This window comes from Rhodanobacter sp. FW106-HT46G03 (genome assembly GCF_058789895.1).
Window position 1 is genome coordinate 2,377,458 of sequence record NZ_JBYTCC010000001.1, and the last position, 25,584, is coordinate 2,403,041.

The 25,584-nt window shown below is 65.8% G+C and carries 30 protein-coding genes; 15 read left to right on the plus strand and 15 right to left on the minus strand.

What is annotated here, in order from left to right; translation table 11 throughout:
- Positions 1–119: 119 nt before the first annotated feature.
- The 13 genes from AC3WP6_RS10420 to AC3WP6_RS10480 form a co-directional block, all read right to left on the minus strand.
- Positions 120–1,103 (minus strand): PIG-L deacetylase family protein, encoded by a 984-nt coding sequence (locus tag AC3WP6_RS10420; RefSeq protein WP_492627642.1) that lies wholly within the window; start codon positions 1,101–1,103, stop codon positions 120–122.
- Positions 1,094–2,026: a DNA polymerase III subunit delta' gene (gene holB / locus AC3WP6_RS10425; protein ID WP_492627643.1), complete on the minus strand. Its 933-nt coding sequence runs from the start codon at positions 2,024–2,026 to the stop codon at positions 1,094–1,096. The genes AC3WP6_RS10420 and holB overlap by 10 nt, the downstream gene beginning before the upstream one ends.
- Positions 2,023–2,658, minus strand: coding sequence for a dTMP kinase (tmk, locus tag AC3WP6_RS10430; RefSeq protein ID WP_492627644.1), 636 nt, complete (start codon positions 2,656–2,658; stop codon positions 2,023–2,025). The genes holB and tmk overlap by 4 nt, the downstream gene beginning before the upstream one ends.
- Complete coding sequence (gene mltG / locus AC3WP6_RS10435) at positions 2,651–3,691, minus strand: endolytic transglycosylase MltG (protein WP_492628683.1); 1,041 nt, start codon at positions 3,689–3,691, stop codon at positions 2,651–2,653. The genes tmk and mltG overlap by 8 nt, the downstream gene beginning before the upstream one ends.
- Positions 3,691–4,506, minus strand: coding sequence for an aminodeoxychorismate lyase (gene pabC, locus AC3WP6_RS10440; RefSeq protein ID WP_492627645.1), 816 nt, complete (start codon positions 4,504–4,506; stop codon positions 3,691–3,693). The genes mltG and pabC overlap by 1 nt, the downstream gene beginning before the upstream one ends.
- Complete coding sequence (locus AC3WP6_RS10445) at positions 4,506–5,858, minus strand: aminodeoxychorismate synthase component I (protein ID WP_492627646.1); 1,353 nt, start codon at positions 5,856–5,858, stop codon at positions 4,506–4,508. Before AC3WP6_RS10445 ends, pabC begins: the two co-directional genes overlap by 1 nt.
- A 1-nt stretch (position 5,859) precedes the next feature.
- Entirely contained in the window at positions 5,860–7,101 is a 1,242-nt protein-coding gene (fabF, locus tag AC3WP6_RS10450; protein WP_492627647.1) for a beta-ketoacyl-ACP synthase II, read from the minus strand.
- 181 nt (positions 7,102–7,282) lie between these two features.
- Positions 7,283–7,522, minus strand: a complete 240-nt coding sequence (gene acpP, locus AC3WP6_RS10455; protein ID WP_077483687.1) for an acyl carrier protein — start codon at positions 7,520–7,522, stop codon at positions 7,283–7,285.
- Positions 7,523–7,751: 229 nt separating this feature from the next.
- On the minus strand, positions 7,752–8,495 hold the full coding sequence (gene fabG, locus AC3WP6_RS10460; RefSeq protein WP_492627648.1) for a 3-oxoacyl-ACP reductase FabG: 744 nt from the start codon (positions 8,493–8,495) through the stop codon (positions 7,752–7,754).
- Between the two features lie 37 nt (positions 8,496–8,532).
- Positions 8,533–9,480: an ACP S-malonyltransferase gene (fabD, locus tag AC3WP6_RS10465; protein WP_492627649.1), complete on the minus strand. Its 948-nt coding sequence runs from the start codon at positions 9,478–9,480 to the stop codon at positions 8,533–8,535.
- 124 nt (positions 9,481–9,604) lie between these two features.
- Positions 9,605–10,579, minus strand: coding sequence for a beta-ketoacyl-ACP synthase III (locus tag AC3WP6_RS10470; protein WP_492627650.1), 975 nt, complete (start codon positions 10,577–10,579; stop codon positions 9,605–9,607).
- A gap of 168 nt (positions 10,580–10,747) precedes the next feature.
- Positions 10,748–10,942, minus strand: a complete 195-nt coding sequence (rpmF, locus tag AC3WP6_RS10475; protein WP_492627651.1) for a 50S ribosomal protein L32 — start codon at positions 10,940–10,942, stop codon at positions 10,748–10,750.
- A 65-nt stretch (positions 10,943–11,007) separates the two neighbouring features.
- Complete coding sequence (locus tag AC3WP6_RS10480; protein ID WP_492627652.1) at positions 11,008–11,523, minus strand: YceD family protein; 516 nt, start codon at positions 11,521–11,523, stop codon at positions 11,008–11,010.
- A gap of 146 nt (positions 11,524–11,669) precedes the next feature.
- On the opposite strand from AC3WP6_RS10480, the gene AC3WP6_RS10485 reads away from it, so the two are divergent.
- The 6 genes from AC3WP6_RS10485 to AC3WP6_RS10510 all read left to right on the plus strand — a co-directional run bounded on the left by AC3WP6_RS10485 (position 11,670) and on the right by AC3WP6_RS10510 (position 17,308).
- Complete coding sequence (locus AC3WP6_RS10485; RefSeq protein ID WP_492627653.1) at positions 11,670–12,119, plus strand: hypothetical protein; 450 nt, start codon at positions 11,670–11,672, stop codon at positions 12,117–12,119.
- Complete coding sequence (locus tag AC3WP6_RS10490) at positions 12,116–12,709, plus strand: Maf family protein (protein WP_492627654.1); 594 nt, start codon at positions 12,116–12,118, stop codon at positions 12,707–12,709. The genes AC3WP6_RS10485 and AC3WP6_RS10490 overlap by 4 nt, the downstream gene beginning before the upstream one ends.
- 94 nt (positions 12,710–12,803) lie before the next feature.
- Positions 12,804–13,751 (plus strand): AAA family ATPase, encoded by a 948-nt coding sequence (locus AC3WP6_RS10495; protein ID WP_492627655.1) that lies wholly within the window; start codon positions 12,804–12,806, stop codon positions 13,749–13,751.
- Positions 13,751–14,698, plus strand: a complete 948-nt coding sequence (locus AC3WP6_RS10500; protein WP_492627656.1) for a DUF58 domain-containing protein — start codon at positions 13,751–13,753, stop codon at positions 14,696–14,698. Before AC3WP6_RS10495 ends, AC3WP6_RS10500 begins: the two co-directional genes overlap by 1 nt.
- Positions 14,695–16,647 (plus strand): transglutaminase TgpA family protein, encoded by a 1,953-nt coding sequence (locus AC3WP6_RS10505; RefSeq protein WP_492627657.1) that lies wholly within the window; start codon positions 14,695–14,697, stop codon positions 16,645–16,647. The genes AC3WP6_RS10500 and AC3WP6_RS10505 overlap by 4 nt, the downstream gene beginning before the upstream one ends.
- Positions 16,648–16,699: 52 nt before the next feature.
- Positions 16,700–17,308: a Slp family lipoprotein gene (locus tag AC3WP6_RS10510; RefSeq protein ID WP_492627658.1), complete on the plus strand. Its 609-nt coding sequence runs from the start codon at positions 16,700–16,702 to the stop codon at positions 17,306–17,308.
- 67 nt (positions 17,309–17,375) lie between these two features.
- Here the strand turns inward: AC3WP6_RS10510 and AC3WP6_RS10515 are convergent, their stop codons facing one another.
- Both AC3WP6_RS10515 and recR read right to left on the minus strand, forming a co-directional pair.
- Complete coding sequence (locus tag AC3WP6_RS10515; RefSeq protein ID WP_492627659.1) at positions 17,376–17,720, minus strand: histidine triad nucleotide-binding protein; 345 nt, start codon at positions 17,718–17,720, stop codon at positions 17,376–17,378.
- 12 nt (positions 17,721–17,732) lie between these two features.
- Positions 17,733–18,329 (minus strand): recombination mediator RecR, encoded by a 597-nt coding sequence (gene recR / locus AC3WP6_RS10520; RefSeq protein ID WP_492627660.1) that lies wholly within the window; start codon positions 18,327–18,329, stop codon positions 17,733–17,735.
- A 699-nt stretch (positions 18,330–19,028) separates the two neighbouring features.
- On the opposite strand from recR, the gene AC3WP6_RS10525 reads away from it, so the two are divergent.
- From AC3WP6_RS10525 to AC3WP6_RS10565, 9 genes are all read left to right on the plus strand, one after another.
- Positions 19,029–20,237 (plus strand): tyrosine-type recombinase/integrase, encoded by a 1,209-nt coding sequence (locus tag AC3WP6_RS10525; RefSeq protein WP_492627661.1) that lies wholly within the window; start codon positions 19,029–19,031, stop codon positions 20,235–20,237.
- Positions 20,234–20,728, plus strand: coding sequence for a hypothetical protein (locus AC3WP6_RS10530; protein WP_492627662.1), 495 nt, complete (start codon positions 20,234–20,236; stop codon positions 20,726–20,728). The genes AC3WP6_RS10525 and AC3WP6_RS10530 overlap by 4 nt, the downstream gene beginning before the upstream one ends.
- A 20-nt stretch (positions 20,729–20,748) precedes the next feature.
- Entirely contained in the window at positions 20,749–21,282 is a 534-nt protein-coding gene (locus AC3WP6_RS10535) for a hypothetical protein (protein WP_492627663.1), read from the plus strand.
- 137 nt (positions 21,283–21,419) lie between these two features.
- A complete protein-coding gene (locus AC3WP6_RS10540; protein ID WP_492627664.1) occupies positions 21,420–21,626 on the plus strand; it encodes a helix-turn-helix domain-containing protein in 207 nt (68 codons plus the stop codon).
- A complete protein-coding gene (locus tag AC3WP6_RS10545; RefSeq protein ID WP_492627665.1) occupies positions 21,623–23,152 on the plus strand; it encodes a phage/plasmid primase, P4 family in 1,530 nt (509 codons plus the stop codon). The genes AC3WP6_RS10540 and AC3WP6_RS10545 overlap by 4 nt, the downstream gene beginning before the upstream one ends.
- Before the next feature lie 557 nt (positions 23,153–23,709).
- Complete coding sequence (locus AC3WP6_RS10550) at positions 23,710–23,931, plus strand: hypothetical protein (protein ID WP_492627666.1); 222 nt, start codon at positions 23,710–23,712, stop codon at positions 23,929–23,931.
- 135 nt (positions 23,932–24,066) lie between these two features.
- Positions 24,067–25,032 (plus strand): phage major capsid protein, encoded by a 966-nt coding sequence (locus AC3WP6_RS10555; protein WP_492627667.1) that lies wholly within the window; start codon positions 24,067–24,069, stop codon positions 25,030–25,032.
- Positions 25,032–25,223: a hypothetical protein gene (locus AC3WP6_RS10560; protein ID WP_492627668.1), complete on the plus strand. Its 192-nt coding sequence runs from the start codon at positions 25,032–25,034 to the stop codon at positions 25,221–25,223. The genes AC3WP6_RS10555 and AC3WP6_RS10560 overlap by 1 nt, the downstream gene beginning before the upstream one ends.
- Positions 25,220–25,480, plus strand: a complete 261-nt coding sequence (locus AC3WP6_RS10565; RefSeq protein ID WP_492627669.1) for a hypothetical protein — start codon at positions 25,220–25,222, stop codon at positions 25,478–25,480. Before AC3WP6_RS10560 ends, AC3WP6_RS10565 begins: the two co-directional genes overlap by 4 nt.
- Positions 25,481–25,584: the final 104 nt, after the last annotated feature.

Genomic DNA, 25,584 nt, shown 5'->3' on the forward strand with positions numbered 1-25,584 from the left:
AGCGCCGCCCATGCTAAGAGCTCGGGCCACGGAAAGCATCCGCCACGGGCGGCGCCATGTCGCGGCATTGCCGCAACCCGGTTGGGATGAAGCCCGACCCACACCGTGTGTGTCGGACTTCAGTCCGACCACATGCGCGATGCGAGCTGCGTGCTGGCGCCCCGAATCTCGCGCCAGCCCCAGCGATCGAAGATCCACGGCGATGGCCAGTCGAGCGACAGACGCACGAAGCAGGTGTCGGCGGCAGCCGCGTGCGGCCACGCCAGACGCCAGTCCGTGCCCGTCCACACCAAGGGCGCCTCGCGCCAACGCCAGCGGCCAACGTCGCCCCTCACGGTGACCGCCGTGAGGCACGCCTTCGCGCGCACCACAGCCGATGGATGCCACGGCAACAGCCCATCCACCCGCGGCGGCACAGCATGCACGGCGTGCTGCTCCGTCCGCTCGCCCCAGCGCCGCAGGCGGCGCCGGCTCAGCACCAGCTGGCTGTGATGTGCCGCCACGGCACGTTGTTTCGCGGCGCGCTGTGCGGGGGTCGCGTCCGCGGCCACGGCCCGGGCATCCGCGTCAACGCCGTGGATGAGATATTCCAGCAGCGTCGGCGTGTCGCCCCAGGCGGCGATCGCCATGCGCGTCAGCACATGCGCTGCGCCATGGTCGGGATGGCGGTCGGCGAGCGCCGGCAATGCAATGACATCCGGAGCGAAGCGTGCCAGCACGGCACGCAACTGGGCGACAGCACCCAGCTCCGGGCGCAGCACGCGGTCGAGCACGCCAAGGTCAGGCCAGGCGAGACATTCGAGCGTGTCGGTCGGCACCGCCAACTCACGTAGCGCCGCATCCAGCTCATGGCGCCGTCGCTGTGCCCAGCGCGCCTGCGCGGCCGGGTCGATCCGCCAGCGCCGTTCAAGCCAGCGCTGCGGCCACGGATTGTTTTCGCCAGCCGTGAGCAACAACACCCCTACCGTGCCACCGGCGGCCAGCACTTGCTGCAGCAGCACGCCGTTCGCGAGCGTCTCGTCATCCGGGTGCGGGGCCACCACCAACAGACGCGTGCGTGGCGAGAAGATCGGTCGCGTCGCACCGTTGGCGTTCAACGCCATTGCACGAGAAGTTCCAGCAGCATCAGGTCGGCGCGCAGCGTGGTGCGCAGGCGATCGCGCGTGCGGTTGGCGGCCGCGTACCACTGTGCCAACGCCTCGTCCGCCAGCACACTGCCCAGCGCGGGGCGCGCCTGCGCTGCGCGCGCGCGGCGCTCGTCGGCGGCGGCCTGCGCCGCAAACCACAGCCGCTGCGCCGGCTCGTCCGCCAGCCAGGCTGCGGCCACGCCGGCCACCTCTCCGCGCCCGCTGGCCAACGCAGCCAGGTCGCGCCGCACGCCGGTACGCCGTTCCAGCGCACCCGATTGCGACCAGGCTTGCGCCAGGCCGGGGTTGCCCAAGGCCGCATCGAGCGCGGCGGCAGCGCCGGTCACGCCTTGCGCCTCAAGCCACGCCAGCGCCTGCGCGCGCGGCGGCAGGGCAAACTCGACCCGCTGGCAACGGCTGCGGATGGTTTGCGGCAAGCGCCACGGCGCATCCGCCAACAGCATCAGCAAGGTTTGTGCGGCCGGCTCTTCGAGCGTCTTCAGCAACGCATTGGCCGCCGCGGTATTCATTGCATCGGCGGGGTCGATCACGGTGACCTTCCAGCCGCCAAACTGGCTGCTCATCGCCAGCCGCGCGGAGAGCTCGCGGATCTGGTCGACAATGATCTCGGTGCGCGGCGTGCCGTCCTTGCGCAGGGCAAAGCCGATCTCGATCAGGTCGGGGTGCGTGCCGGCATCCAGCAAGCGGCAGGTGCGGCAGCTGCCGCAGGCCGCGCCGTCCACCGGGCGCTCGCACAACAGGCCGCGCGCAAACCGGCGCACGAACCCGCGCTTGCCGAGGCCGGCCGGACCGCAAAACAACAGGGCATGCGGCAGCGCGCCGCGCGTGTGGCGCGCCTGCAGACGCGCCCATGGATCGGCATGCCACGGCGGGCTCATGGCACCGCCCCGAATAACGGCGCCACCGCGGCGAGCGCGGCGCGCAACACGACGTCGATCGACTGGCCGGCATCGATCACCCGGAAGCGCTGCGGTTCGGCGGCGGCCCGGGCGCGATAGGCAGCCCGTACGCGCTCGAAGAAGCCGTCGGCCTCGACCTCGATACGATCCACGGCGCCGCGGTTTTGCGCGCGCGCACGGCCGGCGGCAATCGGCAAGTCGAGCAACAAGGTGAGATCGGGCTGGATGCCGGCGCACGCCCAGCGCTCCAGCTCGGCGATGCGCGCCGCCGGTTGCCCGCGACCGCCGCCCTGGTAGGCATAGCTGGCGTCGACGTAGCGGTCGCCGAGCACCCAGCGCCCGGCGGCCAGCGCCGGCGCGATGACTTCGCGCACCAGCTGCGCGCGCGCGGCAAACATCAAGAGCAGTTCGGTTTCCGCGCACAACCCGCGCTGCGCGGGATCGAGCACGATGCCGCGCACCGCCTCGCCCAGCGGCGTACCGCCCGGTTCGCGGGTCAGCACCAGGTCGATGCCGCGGCGCTCGAAATCCGCCTTGAGGCCGGCGATCAAGGTGCTCTTGCCGGCGCCCTCGCCGCCTTCCAGCGTGATGAAACGGCCGCGCTCAGTCATGGCTGCAGCGCTTGAGCTGGTAGCAGGCGACGTTGCGGTTCTGCTCGGCCAGCGTGTCGGCGAACACGTGAGTGCCGTCGCCGCGTGCGACGAAATACAGCGCAGTGCCGGATTGCGGATGCAGGGCGGCCTCCAAGGCCGGCTTGCCGGGCAGCGCGATCGGCGTGGGCGGCAGGCCGGCGCGGGTGTAGGTGTTGTACGGGGTGTCGGTGGTGAGGTCGACCTTGCGGATCTTGCCCTGATAACGCTCACCCATGCCGTAAATCACCGACGGGTCGGTCTGCAGCAACATGTGATCCTCGAGTCGGCGGACGAACACGCCGGCGATTTTCGCACGCTCGTCGGCGCGGCCGGTTTCCTTTTCCACGATGGAGGCGAAAATCAGCGCATCGTATGGCGTGGCCAGCGGCAGCCCTTGCGCGCGCGCCGGCCACATCTGCGCGAGCAGCTTCACCATCGCCCCATGGGCGCGGCGCAGGATGTCCAGATCGCTGTCGCCCTTCACGTAGGCGTAGGTCTCGGGCAAAAACCAGCCTTCCGGCGCGTCGCCGGACGCGCCAATGGCGCGCATGATCGCGGCGGCGTCCATCGTGGTCGTGGCGTGTTGCAACTTGTCGGCACGCCCGAGCGCAGCCAGCAATTCGCGGAACGTCCAGCCATCGACAATGGTGAAGTTGCGTTGCAGCACCTTGCCGGATGCCATGTTCGCCAGCAGCTCGCGGGGCGTGATGCCTGGCGGCGCGGCGTATTCACCCGCATGCAGCTTGCCGACCACGCCGAGCCGTAACGCCAGCGCGCGCCAGTACCACGCGGGCGCGCTTGTCAGGTGCTGGCGATGCAGCTGGCCGACGATATCCTTGAAACCAGTGCCGCGCGCGATGTCCACGGTTTCGCCGGCCGTCGCGACTTGCAGCGGCGCCCGTACAAAACGCGTGAAGTCGTGCCATAACCAACCGGCGCCAGCGAGCACGGCCACGCCGATTGCCAGCAGCAGGCCGAGACGAAACCGCTTGCTACGCCATGCCACGCGCATCATGCCTGCCCCATCGAAAAGCCGAGTTCGCACCAGTGTTGCAGCATGGCGCGCGCGACCGTGCCGGGTGCGGCAAACCGGGCATCGCCCACGGCACGAACGGGCAGAATGCCGCGAACACTGGAGGAGAGAAAGACCTCGTCGGCGGCCAGGCACTCGGCCAGCGGCAGGTTGCGTGCTGCCACGCCGGGCAACGCCGCCAGCACTTCCGCCCGCATCACCCCGGCCACTCCGCAGCGCTCGACGCCAGGCGTGACGACGTTGCCATCGATCACCGCAAAGAGGTTGGCGGCGGTCGCCGAAATCGCGTTGCCGTGGGTGTCGCAGACCAGCCCTTCGGCCATGGCCGGATCGTCCCATTCGGCGCGTGCCAGCACCTGTTCGAGCCGGTTCAGATGCTTGATGCCCGCCAGCTGCGGCTGATCGCCCAGGCGGGTCTGGCACCGGTACAGGCGAATGCCGTCGCGGTACATCGCGGGCTCCAGCCGTGGCAACGGCGAAGCGGCGACGATGCGTGTCGCCTGCACCGCTGCCGGCTGCGCATAACCGCGCGTGCCGACGCCACGCGTGAGCGTGATGCGCACCACCGCCTGCTCGCGATCGCCAATTTCGGCCAGTGCTTCGCGCTGCAGCAGCGCCGTGTCCGGCACCGGCAATTTCAGCCGTTCGCACCCGTGCGCGAGGCGCGCCATGTGGCGCGGCCACAGCGGGGCGTTGCCGCGCTCGAAGCGGATCGTTTCGAACAGGCCGTCGCCATACATCACCCCGCGGTCATTGGCAGCGATCAGCGCCGCCGGCTCACCATTCACCCGCATCAGGCATTCTCCACGCCAAGCGCACGCAACAGGCCGCGCGCCTTGGCGCGAGTTTCCTCCAGCTCGCGCGTGGCCACCGAATCGACCACGATGCCGGCACCGGCACGCAAGCTCACGCCGGCACCTTCAAGCGCCAAGGTGCGGATCAGGATGTTGAGGTCGAGCTCGCCGCTGCGGTCGAGGTAGCCGAGCGCACCGGTGTACGCGCCGCGCGGCTCGCCTTCGAGCGCGGCAATGATCTGCATGCAGCGCACCTTGGGGCAGCCGGTGATGGTGCCGCCGGGAAACACCGCGGCAATCGCCTGGCCCGGCGTCACGCCGTTGCGCACGCGGCCACGCACGTTGGACACGATGTGATGCACGTGGGTGTAGCTCTCCACCGTCATCAGCTCATTGACCGCGACCGAACCGGGCACGCACACGCGGCCGAGATCATTGCGCTCGAGGTCGATCAGCATCACGTGCTCGGCGCGCTCCTTGACGTTGCCCACCAGCTCGCGGATGCGCGCCGGGTCGTCGTCGCCCGGCACCCGGGGGCGGGTACCGGCGATCGGACGGGTCTGCGCCTCGCCATGGCGCAGTTCGAGCAGGCGTTCCGGCGAGGAGCTGGCGACCGCCCAGCCCGGTTGCTGCAGGAGGCCCGCAAACGGCGCGGGATTGGCACGGCGCAACGCCGCGTACAGGGCCGCTGGCGGCGGTGCTTCGGCGTAAGTTGCCCGCCATGCGCGCGACAGGTTCACCTGAAAGATGTCGCCGGCGCGCAGGTGCTGGTGGATGCGCGCAACGCCGTCGAGAAACCGCGCGGGTTCGTCCTCGGTCACGCCGAGGGGAGCCGGCAATGGCGGCAGCCCGTCCGCTGATGCAAGGTCGGCTTCGAGCTGGTCCAGCTCAGCTGCATGCCCCGGCTCGGCAACGAGGGAAGTGCACCCGCGTACATGGTCGACGATGGCGGCCACCGGACAGCGCAGCGCCATGGCCACTGGCATGCGGTTACTCGTCGGCAGCGCCAGTGTCGGTTCGATTTCGCGCGCCAGTTCATAGGTCAGCAGCAACACCCAGCCGCCGTGGAACGGCAAGCCGTCGTCGGCTTCGGGTGTGCGCTCGGCCTGCCACGCCGCATCCAGCGCTTCCAGAAAGCGCGTTCCCTTGACGGCGCCGTGCACGTCGCGCACGCGGCCATCGGCCCCCAGCTCAAGCCGGTCTTGCGGGAAACCGAACAGGATGTCGTAGCGCGCCTGGGGCGTGCCGTGCAGCACGCTTTCGAGCAGCGCGGGATAACGCACGGGAAACGCGGCAGCCGGCGCGAGCAGATCGCGCCGGCCGGCGAGCGTGCGGCACAGGCCAGCCGTCACGTCAAACGCGACGGAACGCCAGCGTGCCGTTGGTGCCGCCAAAACCGAACGAATTGGACATCACCACGTTCAGGTCTTTCACCTGGCGCGCAGTGTTGGGTACGAAATCGAGATCGCAACCTTCGCCCGGCACATCGAGATTCATCGTCGGCGGCAACACCTGATCGCGCAGCGCGAGAATGGAGAAGATCGCCTCGACGCCACCGGCGGCACCGAGCAAATGGCCGGTGACCGATTTGGTCGAGCTCATGGCGAGTTTGTAGGCGTGATCGCCAAACACGCGCTTGGCGGCCATCACCTCACCTAGGTCGCCGAGCGGCGTCGAGGTGCCGTGCGCGTTGATGTACTGCACCTCGGTCGGATTCAGGCCGGCATCGCGCAAGGTGTTTTCCATGCAGCGCGCCGCCCCTTCGCCGCCTTCGCTTGGCGCGGTGATGTGGTGGGCGTCGCCGCTCATGCCGAAACCGATCAGCTCGGCATAGATGCGCGCGCCGCGCGCCTTCGCCGCTTCGTATTCCTCCAGCACCAGTACACCGGCGCCATCGGACAGCACGAAACCGTCGCGATCCTTGTCCCACGGGCGACTCGCGTGGGTCGGATCGTCGTTGCGGGTGGACATTGCCTTGGCCGAGCAGAACCCGGCCATCGCGGTGCCAGTGGTGGCGAACTCGGCGCCGCCAGCCAGCATGGCGTCGGCGTCGCCGTACTGGATCATGCGCGCGGCCAGGCCGATGTTATGGGTAGCCGTGGCGCAGGCGGTGACGCAGGCGATGTTGGGCCCTTTCAGGCCGAACATGATCGACAGATAGCCGGACACCATGTTGACGATGGAGCTGGGCACGAAGAACGGCGACACCCGGCGCGGGCCTTTTTCATGCAGCTCGATCGAGGTGTCCTCGATGGTGTTGAGGCCGCCGATACCGGCGCCCACTGCCACGCCAATGCGCGGTGCATTGGCCTCGCTCACCTCCAGCCCGGCGTCGCGCATCGCCTGGGTCCCGGCGGCAATGCCGTACTGGATGAAGTGGTCCATCTTCTTGACGTCTTTCGGCGATACCCAGTCGGTGGGATTGAAATCCTTCACCTGCCCGGCGATGCGCGTCGCGTAGCCGCTGGCGTCGAAATGGGTGACCGGACCGATGCCACTCACGCCTGCGAGCAGGTTGTTCCAGGCGCTGGACAGATCATTGCCAACCGGCGAAATGATGCCCATGCCGGTAACTACCACGCGTCGCTTGCTCATGCTGCTTTTCCTTCGTGTCTCGGGAATCGCCCACGCGCGACACCGCGTTGGCGGCGCACGCCGTTCGTCCACCATACGGGGTCGGACGTGGCGGGTTGCACAAACGAAAACTGCGCCCTCGCGGCGCAGCTTCCGGTGTTGTCGTGCGGCTTGCGGAACACGCCGCCGGCCAACCGACAGGTCATTCCTTGGTGTGGGCCTTGATGTAGTCCACGGCCTGCTGCACGGTGGTGATCTTCTCGGCGTCCTCGTCCGGGATCTCGGTCTCGAATTCTTCCTCGAGGGCCATCACCAGCTCGACGGTGTCGAGCGAGTCGGCGCCGAGATCGTCCACAAACGAGGCATTCGCCGTGACTTCGTCTTCCTTCACGCCCAATTGCTCGACGACGATCTTCTTGACGCGCTCTTCGATGGTGCTCATGTTGCCAAACCTCCCACGGAGAAAGTGTTGTAAGCCGGCTCGCGGCCGACAAAGACCGGCGGATTGTAGTGGCCGGGAAACCCGCGCGCCACGTGTCCACCGTGGATGCTGCGAAGCCGACTTGCCATCGGCGCGAACGCGCAATTGTCGCCGAAAACGCGCGACGGTGCGAATGGTTTGATATGCGTGTGCGTATGGAGTGTCATCGTTTCAAACGCCGGCACGCCGCTCACGCCATGTACATGCCGCCGTTGACGTGCAACGTTTCGCCGGTGATATAGGCCGCCGCCGGCGAAGCAAGAAACGCCACGGCATGCGCAATGTCGGCCGCGGCGCCCAGCCGGCCGAGCGCGATCTGCCCGAGCAGCCCCTGTTTGGCCGACTCCGGCAACGCGCGTGTCATGTCGGTGTCGATGAAGCCCGGCGCGACCACGTTCACGGTGATGCCGCGCGAGCCGATCTCGCGCGCAAGGCTCTTGGAAAACGCGATGATGCCGGCCTTCGCCGCCGCGTAGTTCGACTGCCCGGGGTTGCCGGTCAGCCCGATCACCGAAGCGATCGAGATGATGCGGCCCTTGCGCGCCTTCATCATCCCGCGCAGCACGGCTTTCGAAGTGCGGTAGACCGAAGTGAGGTTGGTGTCGAGGATCGCCTGCCAGTCCGCCTCCGGCATGCGCAGCAGGAGCTGGTCGCGGGTGATGCCGGCATTGTTGACCAGGATCGATACCGCGCCGAATTCCTTCGCAATGGCTTCGATCAGGGCTTCGACCGCCGCCGAGTCGGTGACATTCAGCACGCGCCCGTGTCCGCCCTGCGGCGCCAGGCGTGCGCCGATCGCCGTGGCGCCGGCATCGCTGGTGGCGGTGCCGACCACAGTGGCGCCGAGGGCCGCCAGTTCGTCGGCAATGGCCGCGCCAATGCCACGGCTGGCGCCGGTGACCAGCGCAATTTCGCCCTGCAGGGGGTGGCTCATCGTTCGGACTCCGTAAAGATGAAAACGGTGCGATGGATCATGCCCACGCAGCGAGCGTCGCGTCGAACTCTTCGGGTGTGCCCAGCGCGTGGGCTTCGAGCGACTTGTCGATGCGCCGCATCAGCCCGGACAGCACTTTGCCGGGGCCGCATTCGGCCACGCGCGTGGCGCCGCCGACCACCAGCGCCTCGACGCACTGTGTCCAGCGCACTGGCATGTAAAGCTGCTGCGCAAGCGCGCCACGGATCTCGTCGAGCGTGGCGTAATGCTTGCCCTGGACGTTCTGGATCACCGGCAGCGACGGCTGCCGCCAGTCGAGCTTCGCCATGCGCCCAGCCAGCTGGTCGGCCGCTTCGCGCATCAGCGCGCAATGCGAGGGCACCGACACCGCCAGCTTGATCGCGCGCTTCACGCCGAGCCCGGTGAGCGCCGCCAGCACGCGATCAACCGCCTCGGCATGCCCGGAAATCACCAGCTGCCCCGGCGAGTTGTAGTTGGCCGGCGCCACCACTTGCCCGTGCGCCTGTTCGGCGCACACCTGCGCAATCTGCGCATCGTCGCCGCCGATGATGGCCGCCATTGCGCCCACGCCGGCCGGCACGGCGGCCTGCATCAGTCGCCCACGCTCGGCCACCAGCGCCGCCGCGGCGTGCAGCGACAGGGCGCCGGCACACACCAGCGCGCTGTATTCGCCAAGACTGTGGCCGGCGAGCTGCGCCGGCTGTGCGCCGCCCTGCTTCTGCCATACGCGCCACACCGCCACGCTCGCGGCGAGCAACGCCGGCTGGGTGTGTTCGGTGCGCCCGAGTTCTTCCTCCGGCCCTTGCTGGCTCAGCGCCCACAGGTCGATGCCGGCCCCCTGCGAGGCCTCATCGAAGGTCGCTTTCACCTCCGGATGCGCCGCCGCCAGTTCGGCCAGCATGCCGACCGATTGCGAGCCCTGCCCCGGAAACACGAACGCCAGATTGGCCGCCACGTCACTCATGAATCCACCCTCGAATGGTTGTCGTCGGAGGTCCGCATTCATGCGCCCGGCGCGCGAATGCAAGGGAACAAGCCGCCGCGCACTCGCCGCGAAGCCCGCTCCTTCGAATTCCCAATCCCGGCTCTCAAAACCTCAACAACGCCGAAGCCCAGGTAAACCCGCCGCCGAAGGCTTCGAGCAGCAGATTCTGCCCGCGCTGCACCTTGCCCGATTGCACCGCGTAATCCAGTGCCAGCGGCACCGAACCGGACGAGGTGTTCGCATGCTGGTCGACGGTCACGATCACGCGCTCCATCGGCAGCTTCAGCCGCTTGGCAGTGGCCTCGATGATGCGCAGGTTGGCCTGATGCGGAATCAGCCAATCCACCTGCGACTCCTCCATGCCGGCCGCTTGCAGGGTTTCCTCCACCAGCGAGTCGAGGGTTTTCACCGCCACCTTGAACACTTCGCGCCCGGACATGCAGATGCGCACGCCATGGTTCTTCTCGTCGGTGAAGCCGACCGAAACGCCGACCGGGTTGTACAACAACTCCTTGTAGCCACCGTCGGCATGCAGGCACGTGGCGTAGATGCCCGGCTCGCTCGCGGCTTCGAGCACCACCGCGCCAGCGCCATCGCCGAACAGCACGCAGGTGCTGCGGTCGTTCCAGTCGACCATGCGGGTGAGCGTCTCGGCGCCAACCACCAACGCCTTTTTCACCTGCCCGGTCTTGATGAATTTGTCGACGATGCCGAGCGCGTACATGAAGCCCGAGCAGGCGGCGTTGACGTCGAACGCCGCGCAGCCGTTGGCACCCAGTCGGTGCTGGATGAGGCAGGCAGTAGAGGGAAACACGATGTCCGGCGTGGTCGTGCCGAGCACGATCATGTCCAGCTCGTCAGCCTTGACGCCGGCGCGCTCGAGCGCCTGCTTGGCCGCGGCAAACGCGAGATCGCCGGTGGTTTGGCCGTCGGCCGCAATATGCCGTTGGCGGATACCGGTGCGGCTACGGATCCATTCGTCGCTGGTCTCGACCATCTTTTCGAGATCCGCGTTAGTGACCACGCGCTCAGGCAGCGCACTGCCGGTGGCGATGATGCGGGAGTAGATCGGAGCCATTGCGCTTTCCGTCAGACGTGAGCTGTGCATTGAACGCTGCGGCCGGCGCATGCGCAACCGTCCGGAGCCGGCGGCCTGCGCCGTTGTTTCCTGCCCGTAACGCAAAACGGCGCGTCGCCGCGCCGTTTTGCGTTGATGATGCGGGGCCCGGTGGCACCGGGCCCAACGTCAATCGTCGACGCTCACCGCGCCCTTGGTCTCGATGACCTTCTTGCCGCGGTAGTAACCGTCGGCAGTGACGTGGTGCCGCAGGTGCACTTCGCCGGTGGTCGGGTCGGTGGACAGCTGCACGGTCTTCAGCTTGTCGTGGGCGCGACGCATGCCGCGGGTGGACGGGGTACGGCGACTCTTGGCAACGGCCATGATGGTTCTCCAACTGAACTCGGTGTTCGATAGCTACATGATCGCGGCTGTCACGCCCGACCGCTTTATTGCTTCAGTCCGCGCAACACCGCGAACGGATTGTCCTGCTGTTCGTCGGCCGCCGCATCGGCCACATCATCGGCGAGTACGGCATCCGGCAAGCTGCTGTCCGGGTTGATCGGCACCAGCGGCACCGCCAGCAGCAGTTCGTCCTCGATCACATCAGCCGGATGCAACTGGCCGTCTTCGGCCACCAGCAACGGCTCGCACTCCGGCGGCAATCCGGCTTCATCCTGCTCGCGACGGATCAGGCCGAGGCGAATGGCCACGGTGACCGGCAACACGAACGGCTCCAGCGTGCGCTGACACAGCAAGGTAAGCGGTGCCTGCACATGCACGTCCACACCGTCGATGCCGAGCGCGTCCGTGCCGAAATCCAGCCGGTATTCCAGCTCGCCCGCGGTGCTGGCCAATACCTCGCACAACCGCTTGAGCATGGCGATGGGCAAGGTACCCGCAAACGAACGCCGCGCCGCTGCCGCACGCCATGCATCGACCGAGTCTGGCAACATCACGGACATAACCAGCGAATGTTAGATACGCGCCGCGGTCAAGTCAACGTCACGGCTTGCGCCCGGCGCCCGGTTCGCGCCCGTGTGGCGCAGGATTTTGCCTGATTCGCCCCCCTTGCGGCAGACTGCAGCTCTCTTTTCGCAAAGCAATTCGCGTGGATCCTTCCCTGACGTACGGCGTGGCGGCTCTGCTCGCGCTGGTGGCGCTTGCCGCCTGGGCAATCGTGCAACGGCGACGCCAGGGCCGGCGCATGCGGACCATGCAGCAGCTCATCGACCTCGCCGACCGGCTCGAAGCCGACCTGCGCAACTGTCGCAGCAGGCTGGAACAAGCGCACGCAGTCATGGCCGCCAACCCGGATTTGCCCGGCAGCAGCGAACAGGACGCCCGGCACGCCGTGGATGCCGGCTTGCAGGCGCTGCTGCGCCAACGCATCTGGATCCGCGACCACGCCGCGCGCGCCAACCAGCAAGAACTGGAAACCGCGGCCACCGCCATGCGCACCAGCCGCGATCGCCTGCAACCCTTGCTGCGCGCCCTCAGCGCAGCCCAGCACGATCTGGACAGCGCGATGCGCGAACACATCCACCGGGATGCCGAATGAACACCCCCACCCCGCCGCGCGTGCTGCTGGCGTCCACCTCGCGCTACCGCGCCGAATCGTTGCGTCGCCTGCTGGCCGACTTCGAGCAGGCCAAGCCGGACGTCGATGAAATCCCGCTGGAAGGCGAAAGCCCGGCCGCGCGCGCCGAACGCCTTGCCATCGCCAAGGCCGTGGCCGGCGCCGTCGGCCAGGCAAACACGCTGGTGATCGGCTCCGACCAGGTCGCGGCGCTCGACGGCAACCTGCTGCACAAACCCGGCAGCGTGGCCCGTGCCTGCGCACAACTGGCAGCATGCAGCGGGCGCGTGGTGGTGTTCCACACCGCCGTGTGCCTGGTGGATACCCACAGCGGGCACCAGGCCGCGGCGGTCGATCACACGCAGGTGCGGTTCCGCACGCTCTCCGCCGTGGAAATCGAGCGCTATGTGGCCCGCGAACAACCACTCGACTGCGCCGGCAGCTTCAAGTGCGAAGGGCTGGGCATCAGCCTGTTCGAGCGCGTCGACAGCAGCGATCCCACCGCCCTGATCGGCCTGCCGTTGATCGCCCTGGCGCAGCTGCTGCGCGCGGCGGGCGTGCCCTTGCCCTGATTCCGGGCGTGCTTCATGGCGCGTCGGCGCGCCGATGGCTACCCTCACAGGCGCCCCGGCAATGGCCGGGAATGCCATGTATCGGGTGCCATCCATGAACCAAGCTCTGTCTGCGGTGCCTGCCGTCGCCGATTTGCGCCAGCGTCTGGCCACCGCCGAAGCCCAGTTGAACCAAGTGCTGCTCGGCAAGCCGCGGCAGATCAAGCTCGCGCTGGCCTGCCTCATCGCCGGCGGGCATCTGTTGCTGGAGGACGTGCCCGGCGTCGGCAAGACCACGCTGGCGCACGCGCTGGCGGCCACCTTTGCGCTGGATTTCCAGCGCGTGCAATTCACCAGCGATCTTCTGCCATCGGACATCGTCGGGGTCAGCGTGTACGAACGCGAAACCGGCAACTTCCGTTTCCATCCGGGGCCGATTTTCGGCGGCCTCCTGCTGGCCGACGAGATCAACCGCGCCACGCCCAAGACCCAAAGTGCGCTGCTCGAAGCCATGGCTGAAGGCCAAGTCACGGTCGATGGCCAGACCCACGCGCTGCCGCAGCCGTTTTTTGTCGTCGCCACCCAGAACCCGCTCGACCTCGCCGGCACGTTTCCCCTGCCGGATTCCCAGCTCGACCGCTTCATGCTGCGCTTGTCGCTGGACTACCCGGATGCCACGGCCGAACGCGAACTCCTGACCGGCAACAACCGCAGTGACCTCCTGGCCCGCATGCACCCCGCGCTGGATGGCGCCGGCCTGCTTGCCTTGCGGGCCCAGGCGCAGGCGATCACCGCAAGTCCCGCCCTGCTCGATTATCTGCAAGCCCTGCTCGCGGCCAGCCGCCGCCACGACGGCATCCGCACCGGCTTGTCGCCGCGCGCCGGGCTGGCGTTGCTGCTGGCCGCGCGTGCCTGGGCGTTGCTCCACCAACGCAGCTACGTGCTGCCGGAAGATGTGCAGGCGCTGTTCGTGCCGCTCGCCGCGCACCGCTTCGTCGCCGCGCGCGGCGCCAGCGGCGAGGCGTTGGCCCGCCAGTTGCTGGCCGAGGTGGCGGTGGATTGATGCCAACCGTGTGGCGTCGCGTGATCCAGCTCGCCGAGCGCCGCCTGCCTGCGCTGACCCGGCTGCGCGAGCGCGAGCCATTGCCGATCGAGCTGACCCGGCGCCGTGTCTATATCCTGCCTACCGCGTTCGGCGTCGGCTTTGCTGCGCTGCTGCTGGTGATGCTGACCGGCGCGCTGAATTACGCCAACAACGCGGCGTTGTTGCTCACCTGCCTGCTCGGCGCCGGCAGCGCGGCCAGCATGCTGGTGGCGTTCCGCACGCTGGATGGCCTTACGCTGCGCGGAATCCGTGCGGGCAACGCCGTGGCCGGCGAGCCGATCGAGCTCACGCTGGAATTCAGCGCACGGCGCAAACACGAATCGGTGCGCGTGGACCTTGCCGGCATCCACGCCGCGTGTGCGGTGCACGGCACCAGCGAGCTGCGCGTGCACCTGCCGACCACGCGCCGCGGCTGGCTGGCGCTGCCGCGCCTGCGGGTGTGGAGCACCTGGCCATGGGGCCTGTTTCGTGCGTGGAGCTGGCTGCACCCGGCGCAGTCCGTACTGGTGTGGCCGCGCGCCGAGGCTGCCGGCCCGTCGCCGCATCAGCCCGATGCCAGCCAGGCCCAACTTGTTGCGCGCCCGGGCGAGGAACTCGCCGCGCTGCGCGACTATCGCCCGGGCGACGCGCTGCGGCACATCGCGTGGAAGGCCAGCGCGCACCACCTCGACCTGATGGTGAAGGAATTCGACCACCCGCAACCGCGCGAAACCTGGCGGCTGGACTGGGACGCGTTGCGCACGCTGGATCGCGAATCACGTATCGCCCGGCTTGCGCGCTGGGTCGGCGAAGCCGAAGCGCAAGGCCACCGCTACAGCTTGCGCCTGCCGAACGATGACATTGCGGTCGGTAGCGGCGCCGCCCATTACGCGCGTTGCATGAGCGCGCTGGCGGTGTTGCCGTGAAAGCCGCGAGCGCGCCGGTTGCCACCCGCAGCTTCGACCTGATGGCGCTGGCGCTTGCCGCGGTGCTGGCCTTGCATGCGCCGCATCTGCCGTGGTGGCTTACCGCCAGCCTGGCGCCACTGCTCGCGCTGCGCTGGTGGTTGCGGCGCCGCCATCAGGGTCGCGTACCGGCATGGCTCAAGCTGCCGCTGCTGGCCGCGCTGCTGCTGGCCATCGTCATCTGGTACGGCAATATCTTCGGGCAGGCCCCCGGCGCAGCGCTGGCGGTCGGGCTCCTGGTGCTCAAACTGCTGGAAACCGAATCGGCACGCGACGCGCGCGTCGGCATGAGTTTCGCCTGCTTCACGCTGATGGCGGCGCTGTTGTTCGACCAAAGCATGGTAACCACCGCTGCCGTCGCCCTCGGCCTGTTGCCGCCGCTCGCGGCCCTGCGCTCGCTGGAACCGGGACGCCGCGTGCCGGCCCGGTTTTGGCGTGAACTGCTGCCTGGCGCCGGCCTGCTGGTGGCGGCTTTGCCGCTGGCGCTCGCGGCCTTCCTGCTGGTGCCGCGCCTGGATTCCCCGTTGTGGGGCGGCGCCAGCAACACCGACCAGCGCACCGGCCTCAGCGATCGCATGACGCCCGCCGACTACACGCACCTGCTGGTGGACGACAGCCCGGCAATGCGGGTCAGTTTCGATGGCGCCCCGCCAGCGCGTGGCCTGCGCTACTTCCGCGCCTACGTGATGGGTTACTACGACGGCTACAGCTGGACGCGCTATCGCCGAAGCCCTCGCCCGCCCGCCCCGCTGGAAGCCGCCGCCGGCATCCGCTACCACATTAGCCTCGAACCCACCTCGCAACATATGCTGCCGACGCTCGACGTGCCGCTGGCCGCGCCGGCGGATGCAACGCTGCTGCACGACCGCGTGCTGCTGGCGGCCAAGCCGGTCAACCGGCTGACCGACTACACGCTGGCGTCGGCCACGCACTACACGCTCGAACCGCAACTGGCCGACAGCCCGGCTCGCTGGCTGCAACTGCCAGCCGGGTTCAACCCGCGGGCGCTGGCGCTGGGGCAGCAATGGCACGAGCGCTACGGCAACCACCCGATGGCGATCGTGCGCGCAGCGCTCGACCTGTTCCACGACGGCGGCTTCCGCTACACCTTGTCGCCAGCGCCACTTGGCCGCAACGCCATGGACGATTTCCTGTTCGACACCCATGACGGGTTTTGCGAACACTATTCGTCCGCGTTCACCGTGCTGATGCGCGCCGCCGGCATTCCGGCCCGCGTCGTCACCGGCTACCAGGGCGGCTACTGGAACGCGATGGGGCGTTACCTTCTCGTGCGCAACTCCGATGCCCACGCCTGGAGCGAGGTGTGGATCGCCGGCCGTGGCTGGGTGCGCGTCGACCCCACCGCCGCGGTGCGCCCGCAGCGCATCAACGAAGGCGCGGCTGCCGCCGTGCCCGGCCAGCTGCCGTGGTACCAGGCTGGCTGGCTGCAGTCCGTGCGCAACCACTGGGACATCGTCAACCGCTGGTGGAACCAGAGCGTTAATGGCTTCAATGCACTTCGTCAGCGAGGTCTGCTGCAACCCTTCGGCATCCGCAAGATCGACACTGCCACGCTGACGACACTGCTCGCGGCGGCATGCGTGCTCAGCATGCTGGCCGGGCTGGCCTGGGTGTGGCGGCGGCGGGCGGGCGATGATCCGGTGCGCGCTGCACTACGCGTGATCGAGCGCAAACTCGCCCACGTCGGAGTGGTTCGCGCCAAGGGCGAAGGCCCGCGCGATTTCCTGCAACGCGCGGCAGACGCTTTGCCAACGCAACACGAGACACTGGTGAAACTGATGCACCTTTACCTTGAACTGCGTTACGCCAACACTGAGCCAGCAGCTGAATCGTTGCGGGCGTTGCGCCGGGCCACGCGCGAATTTCGCGGGCGGCGCATGATCAAATAGACACCTGTCCGGCGGCGTTGGCCGCCCCTGCCATTTTCATGGAGAAACCGCCATGTCCCTGTATCGTCCCCTCGCGTTGATTGCCGCCGCCGCGCTCCTCGGCGGCTGCGCAACGATGCCGAAACCGCTGCAAGGCACCTATACCGACGTCACCAACTCGGCCGCACAACAAGGCGGTGCCAGCGGGGCCGAAGTGCGCTGGGGCGGCGAAATCATCAAGACCGAACCGGGTCCGCAGGAAACCTGCTTCTACCTGCTTGCGCGTCCGCTGGACAAGCAGGCACGCCCCATCACCGGCCAATCCGGCAGCGATCAAGGTCGTTTCGTGGCGTGCCACAGCGGCTTCTACGATCCCGAGGTGTTCGCCCGCGGCCGCGAGCTGACGGTGACCGGCAGGATCGACGGCACGGTGACCAAGAAGGTGGGCGAATACGACTACCCGTACCCGCGCGTGGCGGCCAATGTCGTGTACCTGTGGCCGAAGCGCCCGGTGTACGTCAACACCCCGTATCCGGCGGGCTTCTACGACCCGTTCTGGGGTCCGTGGGGGCCGTGGGGTTACGGCGGCTACGGCTACCCGTACTGGCGCGCGCCGCGGGTAATCGTGGTGCGTCCCGCGCCAACACCCGCACCCGCACCAGCGCCGGCGCCCCGCAAGTAACGCCTGTCGCAACCCTGGATGACAACGCCAGCCTTGCGCTGGCGTTGTTGTTTCCAGCCGGTGCCGATCAGCCCGGCGGCCAGGTGAAACGGCGACCGGCAAGCAGGTGCAGATGCAGGTGGAACACCGTCTGCCCGCCGTCCTCATTGCAATTGATGACGGTGCGGTAGCCCTTCCCCGCCAAGCCTTCCTGCCGTGCATAAGCGGCCGCCGCCAGCTGCAGCTTGCCGAGCAGCACCGCGTCGTCGAGCTCCGCGTCGTCCAGCGTCGCAATTGGCTTCTTCGGAATGAACAGCACGTGCACCGGCGCCTGCGGGTTCACATCGCGAAAGCCGAGTATTTCGTCGTCTTCGTAAACGATATCAGCCGGGATTTCATGCCGGATGATCTTGCCGAAGATGGTGTCGCCCATGGTTTCCTTCCTTCAATCCAGCAATTGCCGCCCGCCGAAGGCGTGCGCCAGCGTACCGCGATCGACAAATTCGAGTTCGCCGCCGAGCGGCACGCCATGCGCGAGCCGCGTGGGCTTGATGCCACCGGCCCGCGCCAGCTGCGCGAGGTAATGCGCGGTGGCCTCGCCCTCCACCGTGGGATTGGTGGCGATGATGACTTCCTCGATTTCGCCTTCGCCCAGGCGCTGCGCGAGCAGCGGCAAGCCAAGCTCGTCGGGGCCCAGACCATCCAGCGGCGAGAGCCGCCCGTGCAGCACGAAATAGCGCCCGCGATACCCGGTCGCCTGCTCGATTGCCACCAGGTCGATCGGCGACTCGACCACGCACAACAAATGCGCGTCCCGTGTGCCGTCGGCACAGATGGTGCACAGCGCACTCTCGCTGAAATCACGACAGCGCGAACACTGCCCGATCTTTTCCATCGCCTCGCGCAACGCATCCGCCAACCGCAACCCGCGCTCGCGATCACGTTCCAGCAGGTGAAACGCCATCCGCTGCGCACTCTTGCCGCCTACGCCCGGCAGGCAGCGCAGCGATTCGATCAAGGTGGCAAGCAGGGGGGAGGACATGATGAAGCCGGAATTCGGGATCGGAGAGGAGAGATTCGGTGGATTCAACTGCGAAATACAGCGCGTTTGAACGACTGTTCGACGACGCTGCGCGGTGCGAAAGCCTAACCGCTTTTGCGGCTGGTCGTTGAGCTGGCCTTCGCTGTGCCGGATGAAACCGTCGTCGAAGACGCTCAGGTCGCAGTCCTCGGAGTGGTGCTGCCGGATGCCTCTGCAGGCGCTGAATCCAGCAACATCCGCGCTGGTTCAGGACGTGTATGCGCGTCCCGCCTGAAACGCATCCCCTTGGCAGGCCCTTGACCTGGACGGTGCGCAGTGCGGTCATCGGCCGGGGATCCTGGGAATCGCGTACCCGTGTCGCGATCGACAATACGGCACACGGCGGGGTCCTGCGACCCGGCTCCCCATCAACGTCATGGCATCGAGCCGCATCGGATGCGGCCGCCATACGCAGGGCAACAAAAAACGCCATGCAAAACATGGCGTCGTTTGATGCATCTGGCGGAGAGAGAGTCCCTTAACTACCAATTTGCCCGCGTTCGCGCTCGTCCGATAATCAAGCCTCAAGTCCTTATGCTACAAGGCTTTTCTGTATAACCTCGTCCGAGGCCGTCCGCTATAATTCGCCTACAGCGGGTGCGATAAAGCGGGACGGAAGTCGGGACGGTAAGGTTTGGCGGACGCTAGGCGGAGGCATGTATGGACAACAAACTCACAGCGATTGGTGTCAAGAACACGACGAAGCCGGGAAGGTACTCTGATGGAGGCGGGTTGTACTTGTACGTACCCCCCGACAAAGCGCGCGGCGGCAAACGGTGGGTCTTTCGATGGCGAGACCGTAACACCGGCAAGACCCGTGACAAGGGACTCGGCCCCGTTCGCGACGTCCCGCTAGTCAAGGCTCGCCGCGATGCGCTGGAGTGTCGGCAGCAACTCCGCGAAGGTATCGACCCCATCCATGCGTCCAAGGTGGAAGGTGTTCGACGTACTACCTTCGGCCAGTGTGCGCAGATGTACATGGACGCGCACCGCGACGGCTGGCGCAACGAAAAGCACGCTGCCCAGTGGTCATCGACGCTCGACACCTATGCAGCGATCCTCCAACCGCTGCCCGTGGGGGCGATCGACACCGACCTTATCATCAAGGTGCTGTCGCCGATCTGGACGACGAAAACCGAAACCGCCACGCGCGTCCGGCAGCGGATCGAAGCGGTGTTGAATTGGGCGACAGCTCGCAAGTTCCGCAGCGGGGAGAATCCGGCGCGCTGGCGCGGGCATCTTGAGAATCTTCTACCCAAGCCGACGAAGCTAAAGAAGGTTGAACACCGCGCCGCCCTACCCTACAGCGAAGCCGGGACGTTCATGACCGAACTTCGCCAGCAAGTTGGACTCGGGGCACTGGCGTTGGAGCTTCAAATATTGACCGCTTGCCGCCCTGGCGAAGTTGCGAACGCGCGATGGGCCGAGTTCGACCTAGACGGCGCGACGTGGACGATTCCGGGCGAGCGCATGAAAGCGGGCAAGGAGCATCGCGTGCCGTTATCGCCTCCCGCCGTCGAACTACTGCGCAAACTGCCCCGCGTCAATGCCTACGTGTTCCCCAGCTCCAAGAAAAATCAGCCCATCACGACCGCCGCCATGCTCAAGGCGCTGCGCACCATTCGCCCCGGCTTCGACGCCCACGGCTTCCGCAGCACTTTCCGCGATTGGGCCGCTGACCAGACCGCCTATCCGCGCGACGTGGCCGAGGCCGCACTGGCGCACGCGGTGCAAGGCGTAGAGGCTGTTTATCGCCGTACCGATCTACTGAACAAGCGCGCTCGCCTCATGGCGGACTGGGCGAAGTACTGCGCAAAGCCAGCGCCGGCCGGCAACGTGCGCGGCATTCGCGAAGGGGCGAAGGCATGAGCGCCAAGCGGGTTCGGACTCCACCAAGCTTCGACGCAATAGTGCGCTCGTTGAAGTCGAAGGCCCCGGCGGCGCGCATTGCGCAACTTCGCCGACACGAAGAATTGCAACTGACCGCCGACCTTCTTGACGAAGGCTACAAGGCCGCAACCACCGATGTTGGGCGCATGGCTGTGTTGAATGACATATCGGGTGCCGAGCAAGAAGCGCTGAAACTCGATGCCTTGCCGCATGTCGAGCGCGATAGAAAATCTCAGACACAACGCAAGAATGCTTCCGATTCCGCCGCTCAACAAAGAAAACAGGAGGCAATGAAGCGCAGGAATCTTGCACAGGCTTTCGCGGAGCAAGTATCCATCCAAATCCGCGAACGTAGCCAGTTGGAAACCGCGCGTAAAGTGAAGGAGTTAGCCTTGCGTTCCACCGCACCCGAAGCCGAGCATTTAGCAAAAATGTCTCTTCGTCGCCTCGCGACATTGATATTCCATTGAACCAGTAGGGGCGTCTATCCATGAATATGACAGATGACGGTTATGGGGATAAGGATGACCCGCCCTTCAAAAGGTTGTGTGCAAGATATGGCCTAGCCATGTATTTTGTTCAAGTTCTCGAACACGGAATTGTGAATGCCCTTGTGTGGCTTGATCTGTATAAAAAAACTAGCGGCCGGTGGACTCCTGAAGAACATGATCGTTATTACGACAGTCGTTTTGCCGAAACGTTGAAAGAGCTTTCCAACCGCCTCGCAAAGCACAGCTCAATTCCGTCGAACTTACAAGACCGACTCGTGGAGGCAAATAAGAGACGTCGCGTGCTCGCACACCATTTTTTCCGCGAATCGGCAGATGCGGTCGCACTCGACCAGGTCGAGCCTCTTATCAAGCAGCTTGAGGATGATCGTTCCTTCTTTCAGGAAACGGATGCCCTTCTTCAAGAATTCATGGAACCCTTGCTGCAACGAGTAGGCTTCACAGAAGAAGTTCGCGAGCAGGCAATGCGCTCCTATCGTGAGGAAATCAGCAAGCACGGCAGCCAAATTAAGTGAGATGAACAAATTCGCCGGAAATCACCGTCGATAATTTCCTAAGGTGTGGTATCTAATTCGTGTCCGTAGCCAGTTACCTAAGCGGCTACGGACGCGAACACTTCCGTCTCGCGTCTGACCTTTCTGGAGGACGCAGCATGAAAGACGACAAGCCCCCCGCGCCGCTGGCGTACTCCCCGCTGGACGCTGCGCGCCGTCTCGGTGTGGGCCGCTCCACGATCTACGAACTCATCAAGTCCGGCGACCTCGAAGTTAGCAAGCTTGGTCAGCGCACCCTCATCCATGCCGACTCCTGCGACCGCGTGCTTGAGAAGTTCCGCGTCAAGTCGGGTAGCCATGCGTGAGCACAACGAAGAAAGGACGCCGTGCTGGCGCTACGGGCGCGACACAAGAACCTTCACACCCGCTAGATGATGAAGCGATACGCGAGGAAGCGCAGCGGCTACTTGCTGCGGAAGAAGAAGCCATTGCGCAGGCAGATGAGCGCAACCCGGTGCTGCCGTCGCTGCGTACCAATCCGTTCGGCGCGGCGCAGATCGTGCTGGATCGCTACTTCACCAGGAAGAGCGTTCGGTTGCTGGTCTACTACCGGGAAGATTGGTACCAGTACAAGGGCCAGCGCTGGGTGCTGGTGACGAAGAAGGATGTGGAAAGCGCCTTGTTCAAGCGGCTGCTGCTCTGCCGGCAGGTCGATGCGGAAGGCGACATTCATGACTTCGTGACGTCGCAGCCGAACGTCAACACCATCTATTTCCAGATCGAAAGCAACGAAACGATCCCGTCAGACCTGGCAGTGCCTTGTGTGCGCGATTCGGACGGAAGCTGGCGCGAGGTCGATGGGCAAGGCTGCATGGTCTGTCGCGGCGAGATTGTGGACATGCTGTCCGGCAAGTCAAAGCCGACCTTGTACACGTTCGTGCCGAACGGTGCGGACTGGCGCTATGACCCGGATGCGCCGGAGCCTGAGCGCTGGCTTCAGTTTCTTGAAGAGTTGTTCGGCGACAAGGCCGACGAAATTGCCCTGCTGCAAGAGTGGTTCGGCTACGTGCTGTCTGGCGATATGTGGGCGCAGAAGGCGCTGCTCATCGTCGGGCCGAAGCGTGCTGGCAAAGGCACCATCGGCGGAGTGTTAAAGGGGCTGTTGGGCAAGTCGATGGTGTCCAGCCCGGCGATCAACGCCATTGGTGAACGGTTCGGGCTTCAGGAATCCATCAACAAGCGGCTGCTCCTTGTGAGCGATGCCAAGCTGTCGAGTAAGAAGGACACGATGGCGGTTGTCGAGAACCTGCTGCGCATTGTGGGCAATGATCCGGTCATGGTGGATCGAAAAGGCAAGGAGCCGATCACCGATCAGCTCGGCGTCCGGGTCATGATGTTGACGAATACGCTGCCGCAGTTCGCAGATAGTTCGGACGCCATCAGCTCGCGTTTCCTGATCCTCCAGTTGGGCCGGTCGTTTTTTGATCGGGAGGATCACCGGCTGCTGGACAAGCTGACCGACGAACTGCCGGGCATTGCGCTGTGGGCGATGGAGGGCTATCGGCGGCTGCGTGAACGCGGCCGGTTCGATGAGCCGGAAAGTTCAGAGCAGGCCCGCGAAGATTGGTACGAAACCGGAAACCCACTTGCCCAATTTGTGAAGGACTACTGCGTGCTTGGGCCTGATGAGAAAGTTGACCCGACCTACTTCACCAAGAAGTACAACGTGTGGCGCCAGCAACAGGAGATGCCCACCGTTTTCTCCAACAAACTGAGTGAAGCGCTGGCGGGTTTGCATGACGGGCGTGTCAGGCGCGGAACCGATGGAAAAAAGCGGTGCTGGCGCGGGATCGACCTCAATGAAGATGGAAAAAAACTGGCTGACATTTGATGACTGCCGGGTGAGGCACCTATCGTCGGTTGATCGTCGGTCTACCGACGATAGACCCCCCTTCGGCCTGCCGCGCGAGCGCAGCGAGGTTGCCGGCAGGATGTTCGATGGGCGCTGCCGACGATCCTACCGACGATAGACCGACGATCCTGCCGACGGTTCTAAGCCTTGGTATTACTGGTTGCCGACGATACCGACGATTACTTTCTATTTGCAGGGAATAAAACAAAAAAAGAGGGAATAGAGAGATAGAGGGTAAGGAGTAGGTTTTTATCGTCGGTATCGTCGGCAACCGTCGGATTGATGCCCCCCGGCAGTCTCGCGCCCGACTAGCCCCGGCAGATCGCCGCCCACGTAGGAGCGTGCAGGAGCGCGTCGCGCGGCTCGCCGGTAGTCGGGGCTGCGGTAACGAGCCGGTCGCCGCGTCGCGGGCCGGAGAAACAGGAGAAACAGGAGAAGCGTTGGTGACTACCCACACATGCCCCCGGTGTCGGTTCGAGTTCCACGATGAAGATGCGGAGCTAGACGCGCGTGTGGCGGCGCTGGAGGCGGAATGCGTGGACAAGGGTTACCCGATGGCCAGCGGTCGGGTCTCGGAGGAAAACGCGGCGAAGCTGCTAGGCATGGCTGCACGTACTCTCGCCGGCAAGCGTAATGCTCGCCCCAGCACCGGCCCGCGCGCACACCATCTCACCGTCAACGGCTCGCGCTGGTCATACAGCCTCACCGAACTGGCGGCGTGGGAAGCGGCGCATCAAGAAAAAGAAGATGAGTTGTAGAACTACACCGCCATAAACCGCCATGCACAGCCATAAACCACCAAGCCGCTGGCGCACCCTCGATGCGTACCCACTCGCAACGAGGATTCACCCATGTCGTTCTCCACTGGCCCGCGCGGCCGCAGTTTCATCCGCATGAAGGCCGCACAGTTCGGCGGCGGCGGTTCACCCGAACAAATCAACACCTTCGCTGCGGCCCGCTGGCCTGCCGAAGGTTTCGCCATCGCCAAGGCCGCGCAATCCGCGATCAATACCGGCGACCTCGGCACCGCTGAAGCGGTCGAGTACGCCGGCGCAGTGCGCGAAAAGTCCGTGCTGGGCGGACTCGTCGGCACGCGCCCCGTTCCGATGAACAAGCTCATGCTGGCCCGCAAGAACGGCGCGCAAGGTTTCTGGGTTTCCGAAGCTGCACCCGTGCCGCTGCTCAAGCCCGTGCTCGCCGGTTCCATGCTGACCGTGAAGAAGGTCGCCGCCATCATCTGCACCACCACCGAAGCGCTCCGCGCCGAATCGCCCGCCGCCGAAGCGGGCTTGCAGGCCGACCTGGACACCGGCTGCGTCGGTGCGCTGGACTCGGCACTCCTTGATCCGGCCAACGCGGGCACCGACGCCATCCCAGCTTCTGTCACGCACGGCGCACCGACCATCGCCGCCAGCAGTGATGCTGCCGCCGATCTCAAGGCGCTGGTGGCCGCGTTCGCGGGCGACATGGCATCCGCCTACCTCGTCACCGACCCCGACACCGCGACGGGGCTGGCGATGGTACGCGGCGCAAATGGCAGCTTCTTGTTCCCCGATGCTGGCCCGCGCGGCGGCTCGATTCTCGGCATCCCGCTGCTGGTGTCCCGGTTCAGTCCCCGCGACAGCTCCGGCGGCCAGCTCGCATTGATCGACGCTTCCGGGATCGCGCTGGCGCTGGAAGGTATCGAGTTGAGCCAGTCCGATCAGACCTCGTTGGTCATGGCCGATACACCGACCTCGCCGGCAGAGATGGTCAGCATGTTTGCCACAAATACTGTGGCTCTTAAGGCAGTGATCCGCGCGAACTGGGAAAACCAGCGCGTCGGCGGCGTCGCGGTCATCACGGGAGCCAACTGGTGATGAACGGCTTTGACCAGCTATTCGCCGGCATGACCCCCGCCGAACGCGACGCACCCGCGACGCGCGGCGACATCACGCAACTCGCCGCCAATCTCGTGCGCCTCAACCATCAACTCAAGGATCGCATGACGGCTTTCGAGCAGCGCATGGAAGTCTTTGAACAGCAGCTTGCGAAGGAAGTACGCCCATGATGCTCGACTTGAACGAAACCGAGCGCAGCTATCCGCGTGCATGGAACAACGTCAAGGAACAGATCGCCTACGTCAAGCAAGTCAGCGATGGCGACTTTGTACCGTTTGCCGCCGAGGTCATCGACGTCAAAGGCGTGCCGATGCTTGAGGTGTATTGCATGACGGACTTGGTGCTGGCGGACTCCAACGACTCGCACAACGCCATGCGCTTCCGCGCCTTCATCCACGATCCCGCGACACTGAAAAAACTGCACTGACCGACGCTGCCCGGCTTTGGTCGAACAGAACGGTTCTTGTCGAGCATCAGGGGGGGTATCAGCAGCATCCGGGGGCGTTGTGTCGGAAAACGTCGCGCCCATTT